The organism is Acinetobacter sp. WZC-1 (assembly GCF_052544965.1).
Genome location: NZ_CP199370.1, coordinates 653,955 through 667,625, shown reverse-complemented (window position 1 = coordinate 667,625; position 13,671 = coordinate 653,955). Strand labels below are relative to the sequence as shown.

Sequence of the window (13,671 nt, the reverse complement as noted above, 5' to 3'; positions counted from 1 at the left end):
CCTCACAACAGGTGAATCAGCTGTTCAAGATCGGCCTGGGTTACCTGACTGGTCAGGGAAATCCGTAATCTTGAGCTGTGCTGTGGTACTGTCGGTGGACGTACCGGCATGATATAAAAACCGGCCTGCTGGATTTGCCTGGCCAGTGCCACTGTCCGCTGTGACTCACCCGTGATCACAGGCACAATATGTGACGTGGACGGACAGCCAAAGCCCTGATTAAGGACAGCCTGCTGTAAATACCGACTGAGCTGCTGTAACTGCGAACGTGCCTGCTGCATCTCCACCACTTTCTCCAGCATAAAATCTGTCCAGGCCATACAGACCGGTGGCTGCGCCGTACTGAAAATCAATGGGCGCATACTGTTGATCAGATAGTCACGGATCACCGGATGACAGATCAGATAACCACCGACAGAGGCCATGGCCTTACCAAAGGTTCCGGCCAGCAGGTCAATCTCATCCAGTACCGCATATTGTTCTGCACAACCGAGGCCACGGTCACCACGGACACCCACGGCATGTGCTTCATCGACATAGAGCATCACTTTGGCAAACTGTTTTTTAATGCTGACCAGTTGCACCAGGTCCGTTTCATCACCATCCATACTAAAAATGGATTCCGTCACCACGATAATCCGATCCAGTGATTCATCTTCATGATATTTCATCAATAATTCTGTCAGATGGCTCAGATCATTGTGCCGGTAGCGTACAGACTTTGCAGACGACAATCGAATACCATCAATCATACTGGCATGGACCAGCTTATCGGCCAGAATCAGGGTGCGGCCATCACTCAGTGCCGGCAATATGCCAATATTCATGTGATAACCACTGTTCAGCAACAAGGTTGAACGACCGGCAAACAGCTGACTCAGGCGTGTTTCCAGGCGCACATATGCCGGAAAATTACCGGTCAGCAAACGTGACGATGAAGAACTCATCACCCGGAGTTCGTTCGGCGTCTCATCAAAAAACTGTTCCCGCAGCTGAACATCGGCTGCCAGTCCCAGATAGTCATTGGACGCCAGGTTGAGCAACTGCTGACCATTAATTTCAATATAACGCCCCTGTTGCCGATTCGATGTCAGCTGACGCAGATTTCCCTGCTGTTTCAGCACATCCAGCTGTGCAGCATAATGATCGAGCAAACTCATGTCGGCTCCTGCATGGTCTGCACCACGGCAACCAGTTGCTGTAATAAAACCGTTAACTGCTGATCTGTAATAATATAGGGCGGCATGACGTACACCAGCCGGCCAAAGGGCCGCACCCAGATGCCACGTTCAACAAACTGCTGTTGCAGGGTCTGCATATCAACATCAAAAGTCAGTTCAACCACTCCAATTGCACCAAGAACACGCACATCCTGCACAAAATCCAGCCGGACCAGCGGCTGCAGATATTCACAAAGCTGCCGTTCAATCCGCTGAATATTGCCTTGCCAGTCCTGCTCCAGCAGTAACTGCGTACTTTTCAGTGCCACCGCACAGGCCAGTGGATTGGCCATAAAAGTTGGGCCATGCATAAATACACCGGCCGTACCCTGACTGATGGTTTCTGCAACATGACGAGTGGTCAGGGTCGCCGACAGCGTCATATAGCCTCCGGTCAGCCCCTTGCCGATACACATGATATCAGGCTCGACCTGAGCATGTTCCCATGCGAACAGCTTACCGGTCCGACCGAAGCCAGTCGCAATTTCATCAAAAATCAGCAGCACCCGGTATTGATCACAAAGCAATCTGGCCTGACGCAGATATTCAGGATGATAAAAACGCATGCCACCCGCACCCTGTACAATTGGTTCAAGAATCAGCCCGGCAATACTGGCATGCTGCTGTTGCAGCAGCTGTTCAAGCCCGGCGATATCCTCCGGATCCCATGCTGCATTAAAACCCGTCTGAGGTGCCGGCACAAAGAAACGGCCCGGTAAACCTGCGCCAAAAATCTGATGCATCCCCGTGACCGGATCACAGACTGACATGGCATTCCAGGTATCACCATGATAACCGGAACGTGGTGTAACAAAATTGGTTTTCTGGTCATTGCCCTGTGAAGTCCAGTACTGTACCGCCATTTTCAGTGCAACTTCCACTGCAACCGAACCGGAGTCAGCATAGAAAATCTTATCCAGACCCGGCGGGGTAATTTTTAATAATAATTTTCCCAATTCAATGGCCGGATCATGAGTAAAACCGCCAAACATGATATGTGCCATCTGTTGCAACTGATCTGTCACCGCCTGATTCAGCTCAGGATGATTATAACCATGAATGGCGCACCACCATGACGACATGCCATCGATCAGCCGACGTCCGTCTGCAAGCTCAATGATCGCACCATAAGCTTTTTTGACCTTGAAGGTCGGCAAGGGATGTGTCATGGACGTATAAGGATGCCATAAATGCTCATGGTCAAATAAATCGGTCATCCATCACTCCATTGAATACAGCAGAAAACTCAATACCGTCAAAACCCGATACAGTAAAAAGCAAATAGCCTAAAAACACAAAAAACTGAACACAGAAAAACAGCTCTTCAGATATTAAACCGGTCAGCAGAAAAAATAAATTGCAGGATCTGACCAATCCGGCAATATGTTAACTGAGTTTCTGTAAATACTGCGAAATACTGTGACTTGTTGCTTCTGCATGAAACACAGGAAAGCCGTGCGAACCTGAAACCAGCGCCACCTCTGAAAACTCTGCATGCAATTTCTGAATTTCTGCGGCAACTTTGCAACTAACCAGCACATCCTGTTCAGCAAACAGATGATACTGTGACCCACGATAGTTTTTCAGGATACCGACAACATTTAAGTGTTCCAGTAAATCCAGTCCCTGTTGCAGCACATGCATCTGCTGTGGCTGGATTAAACTTTGCAGTCTGACAAAATCGGCAGCTGTGCTTTCCACACCCTGACAGACCATATAACCAAATTTTTTCAGGGTCGCACTGGCATCCTGTTCAAAGGAATGCCTAAATGCCTGAAATATATCCGGCCGCATTGCAGATTGCCAGTCCGCATTTGCTACAAAACAAGGGGTGGACGCCAGCGTCACCAGTATTTTTTGTTCCGCATATTGTTTTTCAAGCTGATCCACCAGTAAAGTGGCCAGTTGCCCACCCAGTGACCAGCCGATCAACACATCATACTGACGGGCAAACTCAACCTGTTGCTGCATGGTCTGCTCATCCGCAGCATTAAAGATGTTGATCAGTTCAACCTGATATCCCTGTTGTTGCAGGGACTGTGTTAACGGCTCAAGCAGTCGGGTACCGCCGCCCCAGCCTGTAATGAGTAAAATATTCTGCTTCAAGATAATGTGTCCATTGTTACCGGCAGCTGCTGCCGCCGTGGCCTGGATTGGCTGATCCAATTAATTCCGGATCCACCTGAGTTGAGTACAGTCAGGCTGAATCTGCCCTACTGAATACAGTAACATGATCCGGTAAAACCCCGGCACCGGACGTTTTCTTCATGCCTCCCGCATATGACGGATTACTGAAAGTGCCCTGCGCAATAAAAACACAATAAAAGCATAATCAAAGCAAAAATATAAGCACATCCAACCATTCCCGGTGGGGTAATCATGCGACGCATCAACATTTCAACACTTTGTGAATGGACAATGGCTTGCTAATATACAGTGATCAGCCCCACTCATCTGATCAATTCCACGGTGAAGCATATGAATATTCTAAAAATCTGCACCACCGGACTAATGTGTCTCAGCACATTATCCGGCTTTCCAGCCCTTAGCCACGCTGAAAACGCCATTTTTCCTAAAAATAATTCTGCGCAGAAACAATGGGTCGGAAAGCCCGCGCCTGCCTTTAAGCTGCAGGACCAGAACAGCAAATGGCATCAGCTCAGTCAGTATCAGGGCAAATGGGTTGTACTGTATTTTTACCCCAAGGATAATTCACCGGGCTGCACCCAGGAAGCCAATCAGTTTAAAGCACTTTACCCACAGTTTCTCAAAAATGATGCCGTGGTGCTGGGCGCCAGCCTGGATGATGTTCAATCACATCAACAATTTTCCGAAAAACTGAAACTGCCCTTTCCGATTCTGGCTGACCATGACCATCAGCTGGCCAGCCAATTGGGTATCATCCGCAATCTGGGTATCACGAAAATTGCCAAAAGAGAGACTTTTCTGATTGATCCTCAGGGCACCATTGTTTATCACTACAGCAGTGTCAATACTCAGACCCATGCCGACCAGGTACTGGCTGATATTCAGAAGTTTGCCAAAAACAAATCATAAACAGAATATTTCCCGGCACAATGCTGCTCAACAAAACATTCCGCCAATAAAAAAGCTGTGAGTGACTCACAGCTTTTTTAGAACCAGGCCTGAGAAGCTTCCCCCTGATTCAGTATACAGCCAATGCTTACATCTGAGACTGTATGTAGTTCTGTAGACCGACAAGCTCGATCAGACGGATCTGTTTTTCCAGCCAGTAAGTATGGTCTTCTTCGGTGTCTGTCATTTGCTGACGAAGCATATCACGGGTCACATAGTCACCCTTTTCTTCGCAGAGTCTGACGCCTTTTGCCAGTTTTTCACGCACGTGATATTCAAGCTTCAGATCAGATTTCAGGCAGCTCACCACATCGGTACCCACCTCAATATCATCCCGATGCATATTCGGCGTTCCTTCCAGGAACAATACCCGACGGATGATTGCATCGGCATGTTCTGCTTCTTCCTGCATTTCATGATCGATACGTTCATAAATTTTGCTTAATCCCCAGTCTTCATACATCCGGGAATGAATCAGATATTGATCACGGGCAGCCAATTCGCCACCGATCAGCATATTTAAATAGTCTACGACTTCTGGATTGCCACGCATCTCAGGAACTCCTGTCAATTTGCGGATATTATGGACAACTTTATCGGACAATGCAAAACAATAAGCAAAGTAAGTTCATGATTTTTATAAAATAAAAATGAGAAACATACGCATTTACAGTTAGAATCACTTCAGTTTCCACATAAAAAATAAGCCCTTGCAGAAATTCACGCTTCTGAGTAGGGCTGTTTCTCTGAAAAAAACCATATTTTATTTTTTGTAACGATTGACAATGCTTCTTATTTCAGCTGGTCTGGAATCTGAATCACCGATTTTTCAATACAGATCGCAATCAAAAGTCGCTGCGAGCCATGCAGTGCCCGGTATTCCTCATTACATTATGCTTGATTGCACTGTGTTTAAGCTGAACGTTGACCATACTCCGCCATCAACGCCAGAAATGCCGTTTCATCCAGCACCGGAATTCCCAGTTTTTCTGCTTTTTCCAGTTTGGAACCGGCTTTTTCCCCTGCCACCACACATCTGGTTTTCGCTGAAACGCTACCGCTGACTCTGGCGCCCAATGCCTGTAACATCTGCGTGGCTTCATCACGTCCCATCTGGCTCAGCGTTCCGGTAATCACCCAGCTTTCACCATTGAAAGGCTGCCGTGTCGGTGCAATCGGCGCATCCCAATGGATGCCTGCGGCCAGTAAACGGTCAATCACCTCCATGTTATGCGGTGCCCGGAAGAAATCAATAATCCATTCTGCGGTAATGTCTCCCACATCCGGCGTTTTTTTCAGTGTATCGATCTCTGCATTGCGCAACGCCTCAAAGGTCTGGAAACTATTGGCCAGCATCCGGGCAGTGGTTTCTCCCACACCACGAATCCCCAGTGCATAGATAAATGCCGCCAGTGTGGTTTTCTTACTGGTTTCAATGGCATCAAACAGGTTCTGAACCGATTTCTCCCCCATTTTTTCAAGACCGAGCAGTTGCTCACGATGCGTATGCAGCTGATAGATATCTGCAACATCCTTCAGTAGATCAAGACGCAGTAATGATTCGACCCAGCGGTCTCCCAGTCCTTCAATATCCAGTGCCTTACGCGAAACGAAATGACGAATGGCTTCAATCCGCTGTGCAGCACAATATAAACCACCGGAGCAGCGTGCCAGTGCCTCACCTTCCGGCATCACCACCGGGGATGAACACACCGGACATTGTGCCGGCAGGCTAATTTGCATTGCATGCTCCGGCCTGAATTCCGGCCAGACCTTTTCCACCTTGGGAATCACATCGCCACTGCGATAAACACTGACTGTATCGCCAATACGTACATCCAGCCGATGGATTTCACCGATATTATGCAGGGTGACATTGGACACGGTCACCCCACCGACAGACACCGGATTCAGCCGGGCAACCGGCGTTAAGGTTCCGGTTCGCCCCACCTGCCAGTCAATATTTTCCACCGTGGTCAGGGCTGCCACCGCCGGAAATTTATAAGCGGTTGCCCAACGCGGTTCACGGCTTAAAAAACCCAGCTGCTGCTGCTGTTTTAAATCATTCACTTTAATGACCATGCCGTCAATTTCGACACTTAAGGCCGGACGCTCCCGGTTAATCTGCTCATAGGTATTCTGGACCTGCTGAATGCTGTCACAGATAAACTGCCGCTCACCGACAGCAAAACCCAGATCTGACAGCCATTGCAGACTTGCCGACATTGAACTCAGTCCATGCGGTGGCTCACACTGGGCAATGCCATAAGCATAAAATGCCAGTGGGCGGGCTGCGGCAATTGCAGGATCAAGCTGACGCAGACTGCCTGCTGCTGCATTTCTCGGGTTGGCAAATGTCTTTTCTCCACGGGCTTCCTGCTCGGCATTCAGGCGTTCAAAGCCTGCTTTCGGCATCAGCACCTCACCACGGACTTCCAGCAGTTGTGGAATCTCCATGGTGTCAGAGGACAGCACTTTAGGCAGGTTCCGAATGGTCCTGACATTCTGGGTAATGACTTCTCCCGTTTCACCATCACCCCGGGTCACACCCCGGGTCAATACGCCATTTTCATACCACAGCGAAATCGCCAGACCATCAAACTTCAGCTCCACATCATACTGAATGGTCTGATTCGGCAGACGTTCTTCGATACGGCGGGCAAAAGCAAACAATTCTTCCTGATTAAAGACATTGCCCAGTGACAGCATCGGGACCATATGTGTCATGGTTTCAAATCTCGATAAGGGCACATCTCCCACTTTATCCGTAGGTGAGTCTGACTGAATCAGTTGCGGATGCTGCTGTTCCAGCGCCTTTAACTGATGAAACAGCTGGTCATATTCGCTGTCTTCAATGACCGGCTGATCCATCACATGATAGGCATGATTATGCACCTGAATCAGTCGAATCAATTGACGCATCTGAGCAACTACCGCAGTTTTATCCATGTACACTTTCACCATCTAAAAGGGCGGAAAATTCCGCCCAGAGATTTATGTTGTCAATGATCAATATTTGATCTGAAATTTTAAACTTTCTGCCCCGGACGGTAATCAATGGCCTTATGGCGCCAGTGTTCCTTCAGCTGTGGGGTAAATTCAAGGTTATTTTCATCATAAACCGTCCCATCGGTTTCCCGGGCAATCAGGCCGGCAATGCTGACCATGGTATCAAAACCCTTTTGTACATCCGGGTGCGGTAAGGCCAGAAAAAACGCCAGTCCCTGCACCTGCTCAGTGGACAGGGTTTCAAGATCAAAGCCGGCCGGACCTTCATCAGTAATCCGTAATACTGAAAACATCAGCTGACTTTGCGCTCCTGTATTTTCATAACGGTGAAAACAGGACAGCTCCCCATAGCGCAAACCATATTTCAGCAAGACTTTCAGAGCCTTGTCACCAGACAGTATTTTTTTTGCATTTGGATAGATATGCAGCGCAATAATATTTTCTGCATTCGCCAGTGTACTTTCATCATCAAAGCGCTGTTGTTCATGCAGATGTACATCCAGAATGCTGCTGTCGGCATCGAATTCCTGAATCTCGGCCGTTTCAATGTCCGGATTCAGCTGGAATTCGGGTTCAGTATGCAGCACCGGCGTTTCAGCTGTATGATCCCCGGTATGATCTTCGGTTGTGCCTTCCTGGTCAATTACAGCATGCTGGCTTGCCATATGGGCTGTATGATGATCAGTCAGGAGAGATTCGTCAGATGTCTGCACAGCAGCTTCTGTCTGAGGATCTGTTGCCTTACTGTTTATGGTGTCAGGTTCAGCTGTATCGGGCGCTGGCGCTTCATTCTGCTCATTTGCCACGACACGATCCACTACAGCATCATCCGCCACAACAGCATTTGCTGCAACAGTATCTGTATCTATGGTCCCCAGTGAATCCAGTTTCGGCTCGACCCGCCCGGTTTTTTCAGCAGCACTGGCTGCAACAGGCTGTAACTGATCCCGGACATGACGGGGAATCACCGGCTGATTACAGTCTGAGTTGATATGCAATTCAGATTCCAGTGAGGGGGCTGCATCATCAGGTTTTCGCAGTACCATCCTCAAACCCACCAGAATGATAATAACTGCAACAACAATTCCAATAATTGTGGTGATTTCCATACTAAGACTCCGCGGCTAAACCGTACTCTCTTGCCTCTTCCAGATTCACAGTGACGAGTTTTGATGTTCCTGGTTCCGGCATAGTCACACCCAGTAAATCGGTTGCCATCGTCATTGCAACTTTATTATGTGTAATGTAAATGAACTGGACCTGTTCTGACAGCTCTTTCACCAGATGACAGAATCTACCAACGTTGGCGTCATCCAGCGGTGCATCGACTTCATCCAGCACGCAAAAAGGCGCCGGATTTAAACGGAAAATCGCAAAGACCAACGCCAATGCAGTCAGGGCCTTTTCACCACCGGAAAGCAATGCCAGTGAACTGTTGCGTTTACCCGGTGGACGTGCCATCAGTTTAACACCAGACTGCCAGTCATCTTCAAGACTCAGATTGGCCTCCCCCCCATTAAACACTTTGGGGAACAGGTTCTGCAATTCTGCATTGACCTGATCAAAGGTTGCCATGAACAATTTCCGGGTTTCCTGGTCAATGCTCTTCATGGCATCCTTCAGTTGTTCAACGGTATTCTGCAGATCCTGAATCTGATGGCTCAGTTCTTCAAAACGCTTTGAGACTTCTTCATATTCTTCAGATGCCGCCAGATTGACTGCACCCAGTTTTTCAAACTGCTGCTGTGCCTTTTCCAGTTGTTGCTGATGGGCAGGTACGTCAATAGCAAGCCCCTGCAATACCTCACTGTTCATTTCCTGCAGCTGGTCAGAATAATGCTGCAAATCCGATTTGGCAGCCTGCCAGGCCAGCCGCCGCTCTTCCAGCTGACCACGCAGCTGCTCATCATTCTGCTGATGGACATGCCGCTGCTCTGTCAACTGCTGCTGCCGGGCCTGCACCTGGTTTAATTCAACCTGCCATTCGTTCCAGGTCTTCTGGAGTTTTTCGGTCTGCTGTGCCTGCTCTGCAAACTGCGACTCCAGACTCGGTAGTTCCAATTGAATCGGATCTACAAACTTCCTGGCTTGCTCCATTTGCGCAATAACTTGTTGATATTGCGTTTTAGAGAAGGACAGGTCTTTGTCTAATAGTTCAATGTGCTGTTTATTTTTTTCAGCCAGACGACGTGTGGTTTCAGAGTCTTGTTGTTTAAGCTGTAATTGTTGTTGCTGTTCTTCAACCTGCTCATTGAGCTCATCCAACTTAAATTGCAAGGTTTTAAATTCAGGAAGATTTTGTTCAAGCTTGAGGATGACGGAGTGCATATCAATTTCAAGATCATCTTTCTGCATTGCATCTTCTTCAAGCTGCTCATCCAACTGTTGCAATTGACTATTGAGCTGAACTTTCTGCAACTCAAATGCCTGTGAAGCACTTTGCTGCCTGGCAATTTGCACATCAAATTGCTGTAGTTGTTTTTGTTGATGTTTCAGCGTGTCCTGCTCAGTTTGAATCTGTTTTTGCAGGCTCAGCAATTGCTGATTTAAATCTGGCAATACAGTTTCAGCTTCAATTAGTTGTGGTTGTCGCTGTGCAAGTTGTGTTTCAATTTCTTCAAGACGAATACGATGACTGAGTGCACCCTGTGCAGCCTGGCTCGATTCATCAAAGAACAGACCAATCACCCAATCCTGACCAACATGATAACCATCCAGCGTCAATAGGCTTTGCCCTGCTTTTAACTGTGCCTGTACAGTTAAGGCTTGAGCGAGGTTTTCAATTACAGCAACCTGATTCCACAATGAATACTGTGGAGATTCAATCCAATCTGCCAGACATGCCAATGCATTCAATTGAATTTTATCCTGCGAGCTTGATGCTTTAAGCTGACGTGCCACACTTTCGGCAAAATCAGCATCCTGATCAACAATGTGGGCAGACAACCATTTGGCTAAAAACTTTTCAACCAGCTGTGCATGTGCTTTGCCTTGTGCATTCAGTGTTAATACCTGCATCAATTGCACAGTATCAACCTCGCTATTTACAGCACTTTTCGCCATTAATTGCGTGAGGTTTTTCTGTTCAGACTGCAACACCTGTACATCAGATTTTAAACCAGAAATCTCAGTTTTTTGCTGATGAATACTTTCCTGAAGTTGTTCAAACTGCTGCTTTGCCTGATTAATTTTTTGTTCCAATTCAACAATCGCATCCTGGGTTGATCGTTTATCCTGCTCAAGTTGCTGAACATCCTCAGTTTGAAATTGACTTTGAATCTGAACTGCCTGGTTTTTCAAGGTGTCTTTTTGCTGTTCAATACGAGCCACATTTTTTGCCAGTTGTTCAATTTGCGCCTGCATTTGTGCTTTTTGCTGCTGTTGCTTTTCAACCTGAACTTTGACCTGTTCATACTGTTGTTGTGCTTGCAATTGCTGCGCTTTTAAGTCTGTAAATGCCTGACTACGTTGTTGTGTTTCAGACTCAGCATGTTGTAAATGTTCAGCCTGCTGTTCCAATTGACTGTGCAGGGTTTCCAGTTGTAATTCCATCAACTGAATTTTTTCTTTGGTCTGAGCTTTTTGCTGTTCAAAGTTTCCCAAAGCTTCTGAGTTTTGTTGAAATAAACTTTGTTTCTGCTCCAGAGTCATTTTCAACTCAGAGAGTTTTTTCTCAGCTTGTTGCCACTCATTTTGTAAAGGCGTGGATTGTTGAATCAAACGCTGGAACAACTCATTGGTTGAAGTCAAATCATGTTCCAAAGTACTCATGTCAGAGCGCACCAGTTTAAAGTGCTCCCCCAATTCATTCATTTCAACCGTATATTGTTCTTGTAAACGGGAACTACGATCACACTGGAAAGACAGAATTTCAATCTTTAACGTACGGATTTCAGTTTCTAAAGTCTTATATTGAACCGCAGTTTCAGACTGACGTTTCAGAGTTTTTAACTGGGATTTTAATTCGGTGGCAATATCTTCGAGACGGTCTAAGTTCTGCGTCGTATGTTCTAAGTGTTGTAGTGTTTCACGACGACGAGCCTGATAACGGGAGACCCCCGCCGCTTCCTCGATGAACACCCGCATTTCTTCCGGTTTGGCATCCACCAGTCGGTTAATCATGCCCTGCTCAATAATCGCATATGAACGCGGGCCTAAACCGGTGCCCAAAAAAATATCCGTGATATCACGACGGCGGCATTTCGTACCATTCAAAAAATATTCAGACTTGCCATCCCGGTTGACCTGACGGCGCACGGCCAGCTCAGCATAGGCATTGTAGGCACCGCCGAGTTTGCCATAAGTATTTTCAAAACGCAGCTCAACACTTGCCATACCTACAGGTTTACGTTTTGCCGTTCCCGTAAAGATGACATCCTGCATACTGCCGCCCCGTAACTGGCGCGCACTGGATTCTCCCATCACCCAGCGTATGGCATCAATCACATTGGATTTACCACAACCGTTCGGGCCAACCACAGCAGTACGATTCGCTTTAAATTGTAATGTGGTACTGTCAGCAAAAGATTTAAAGCCGGAAAGTTTTAAGCTGCTTAAACGCATAATGTCCTGATTAACGGCGCGATCTACGCGCCCAAGCGAGTTCAATTTGTTTCATTCGTGTCAGTGATTCCAACACGAGATTACGCAAGTGTCGACAAAAATCTTCCATAAATAAAGTAGCTTGTTGTGATTTTCGGATTAAAATTGCATCAATCACCAGTTTCAGCAGTTCCAGCGCCTCCTCTAACTCCCGTCTGGAGGTGTTCAGGGTCAGAAAATAACTGCGACGGATGGACGGTAATAGCTCTTTATAAAACTTCATCAGATACGGGTTGGCCACCATCGCCTGCTGTTCAGATAAATACTGAAAAATTCCATCATAAAATTTTTCAGTATTGCCCTGTTTCACCTGTTCCACCAGATGATTCAATAACTGCTGTAAGGCCTCTGCTTCGTGACTCCGCCAGGTCTCACTCATCCGCTGTACGATCTGCCCCAGCAACAACGCACAGATATCAAACAAGGCCCGGACCTGTTGAGCAGACATTTCAGACACAATGGCGCCACGACGTGGATAGATCTCAATTAAATGAGTCCGTTCCAGCAACAGCAATGCCTCACGTACCGACCCACGGCTGACATCGAGTTCCTTCGCAATGCGTAATTCCTGTATCCGTTCACCTTCAACCAGTTCGCCACTGATAATCTGTTCACCAATATGCCTGGCGATTTGTTCTGAAAGGCTCTCCACTTCGTCCAATTGCATAGCTTTCCTGTCTTATTTTTTGTGACCAATGCCCTGGTCATTCTTCCAATATTTAACCGATTCGGTACAGGCTTTACTATGTCATTGTCAGACAATTTCTGGTTATTTTAAGTCAATCTGTATTGAACCCCATATTATGTAACAGCCTTTTTTAGTGGCCAAGACCCTGATAAATAAAGTAACAGCCAATTGCAATCAATAAACCGGCAAAGCATTTTTTCAGCATGACCGAAGAAAGCGCATGGGCAACTGCCACACCCAGCTTTGCTGTGATAAAGCTCATCACGCCAATACCCAGAAAGGCATGAATCTGCACATAACCAATGGCATTTTTAATTTCGACATGCTGCTGCGCGCCAAAAAACATAGAGCCCAGTGCACCGGCCACGGCTATGGGAAAACCACAGGCTGCAGAAGTTGCCACGGCCTTTTGCATCACCACACCATATTTATTCAGATAAGGTACCGTCAGACTGCCACCACCAATACCGAATATGGCAGAAGCAACCCCAATGCCTCCACCGGCAAGCATTTGCATGGGCGCAGAAGGTAAATGCCTGGATTCGTCCACCTGCACACTGGCTTTTCGGAACATTCTCAAGGCAATCAGAATGGCAAAACCACCTATGATCAGCTGCAGACCGGCACCCGACAAGCCGCCGGCAATCCCGGCGCCGGCAAATGAACCGATCACCAGTCCCGGTGCCAGGTTTCTGAATACCTGCCACAACACTGCACCTTTTTTATGATGCGCCATCAACGAACTGATCGAGGTAATGATAATGGTCGCCAGTGAAGTCCCCAGTGCCATATGCATGATCACGGCCGGATCATAATGCAGATGACTGAATACCACATACAGCATGGGAATAATAATTAAACCGCCGCCCACACCAAATAAGCCCGCAGTAAATCCGGCAATTGCACCAATGGCCAGATATATGATGAGTTCCATACATGACATTCCAACGATTCTGAAATTTTTGCAGCATCAGCCCCGGCGAGCTCTCCACTTTTTAATCTTTATTCAAAAATCCAAATGGCTGTCCTATTGGCAGATATACTGCCGGACCCATC

10 protein-coding genes are annotated in these 13,671 nt (G+C 47.2%); 1 reads left to right on the top strand and 9 read right to left on the bottom strand.

What is annotated here, in order from left to right:
- Positions 1-2: 2 nt before the first annotated feature.
- From ACT6PV_RS03190 to ACT6PV_RS03180, 3 genes are all read right to left on the bottom strand, one after another.
- The gene (locus tag ACT6PV_RS03190) at positions 3-1,160 is read right to left on the bottom strand and encodes an 8-amino-7-oxononanoate synthase (RefSeq protein WP_445115047.1); all 1,158 of its coding nucleotides are present in this window, start codon (positions 1,158-1,160) and stop codon (positions 3-5) included.
- Entirely contained in the window at positions 1,157-2,437 is a 1,281-nt protein-coding gene (gene bioA, locus ACT6PV_RS03185; RefSeq protein WP_445115046.1) for an adenosylmethionine--8-amino-7-oxononanoate transaminase, read from the bottom strand. The genes ACT6PV_RS03190 and bioA overlap by 4 nt, the downstream gene beginning before the upstream one ends.
- Positions 2,438-2,606: 169 nt before the next feature.
- Positions 2,607-3,326 carry a hydrolase gene (locus ACT6PV_RS03180; RefSeq protein ID WP_445117015.1) on the bottom strand — a complete coding sequence of 240 codons (720 nt, stop codon included), beginning with the start codon at positions 3,324-3,326 and terminating at the stop codon, positions 2,607-2,609.
- 405 nt (positions 3,327-3,731) lie between these two features.
- On the opposite strand from ACT6PV_RS03180, the gene ACT6PV_RS03175 reads away from it, so the two are divergent.
- Positions 3,732-4,277, top strand: coding sequence for a peroxiredoxin (locus ACT6PV_RS03175; protein WP_445117014.1), 546 nt, complete (start codon positions 3,732-3,734; stop codon positions 4,275-4,277).
- 127 nt (positions 4,278-4,404) lie between these two features.
- Here ACT6PV_RS03175 and ftn read toward each other — a convergent pair whose 3' ends face one another.
- The 6 genes from ftn to ACT6PV_RS03145 form a co-directional block, all read right to left on the bottom strand.
- Positions 4,405-4,869, bottom strand: a complete 465-nt coding sequence (ftn, locus tag ACT6PV_RS03170; protein WP_445115045.1) for a heteropolymeric bacterioferritin subunit Ftn — start codon at positions 4,867-4,869, stop codon at positions 4,405-4,407.
- 359 nt (positions 4,870-5,228) lie between these two features.
- Complete coding sequence (gene ligA, locus ACT6PV_RS03165) at positions 5,229-7,265, bottom strand: NAD-dependent DNA ligase LigA (protein ID WP_445115044.1); 2,037 nt, start codon at positions 7,263-7,265, stop codon at positions 5,229-5,231.
- Positions 7,266-7,345: 80 nt separating this feature from the next.
- Positions 7,346-8,434 carry a cell division protein ZipA C-terminal FtsZ-binding domain-containing protein gene (locus tag ACT6PV_RS03160; protein WP_445115043.1) on the bottom strand — a complete coding sequence of 363 codons (1,089 nt, stop codon included), beginning with the start codon at positions 8,432-8,434 and terminating at the stop codon, positions 7,346-7,348.
- A 1-nt stretch (position 8,435) separates the two neighbouring features.
- Entirely contained in the window at positions 8,436-11,888 is a 3,453-nt protein-coding gene (smc, locus tag ACT6PV_RS03155; RefSeq protein ID WP_445115042.1) for a chromosome segregation protein SMC, read from the bottom strand.
- A gap of 10 nt (positions 11,889-11,898) precedes the next feature.
- The gene (locus ACT6PV_RS03150) at positions 11,899-12,594 is read right to left on the bottom strand and encodes a GntR family transcriptional regulator (RefSeq protein ID WP_445115041.1); all 696 of its coding nucleotides are present in this window, start codon (positions 12,592-12,594) and stop codon (positions 11,899-11,901) included.
- A gap of 151 nt (positions 12,595-12,745) precedes the next feature.
- Positions 12,746-13,549, bottom strand: a complete 804-nt coding sequence (locus ACT6PV_RS03145) for a sulfite exporter TauE/SafE family protein (protein WP_445115040.1) — start codon at positions 13,547-13,549, stop codon at positions 12,746-12,748.
- Between the last annotated feature and the right edge of the window lie 122 nt (positions 13,550-13,671).

Bases quoted from the DNA above. Each gene is read 5' to 3' on its own strand.
- ACT6PV_RS03190 (WP_445115047.1), bottom strand. From the start codon at position 1,160: ATGAGTTTGCTCGATCATTATGCTGCACAGCTGGATGTGCTGAAACAG.
- bioA (WP_445115046.1), bottom strand. From the start codon at position 2,437: ATGACCGATTTATTTGACCATGAGCATTTATGGCATCCTTATACGTCC.
- ACT6PV_RS03175 (WP_445117014.1), top strand. From the start codon at position 3,732: ATGTGTCTCAGCACATTATCCGGCTTTCCAGCCCTTAGCCACGCTGAA.
- ftn (WP_445115045.1), bottom strand. From the start codon at position 4,869: ATGCGTGGCAATCCAGAAGTCGTAGACTATTTAAATATGCTGATCGGT.
- ligA (WP_445115044.1), bottom strand. From the start codon at position 7,265: ATGGATAAAACTGCGGTAGTTGCTCAGATGCGTCAATTGATTCGACTG.
- ACT6PV_RS03160 (WP_445115043.1), bottom strand. From the start codon at position 8,434: ATGGAAATCACCACAATTATTGGAATTGTTGTTGCAGTTATTATCATT.
- smc (WP_445115042.1), bottom strand. From the start codon at position 11,888: ATGCGTTTAAGCAGCTTAAAACTTTCCGGCTTTAAATCTTTTGCTGAC.
- ACT6PV_RS03150 (WP_445115041.1), bottom strand. From the start codon at position 12,594: ATGCAATTGGACGAAGTGGAGAGCCTTTCAGAACAAATCGCCAGGCAT.
- ACT6PV_RS03145 (WP_445115040.1), bottom strand. From the start codon at position 13,549: ATGGAACTCATCATATATCTGGCCATTGGTGCAATTGCCGGATTTACT.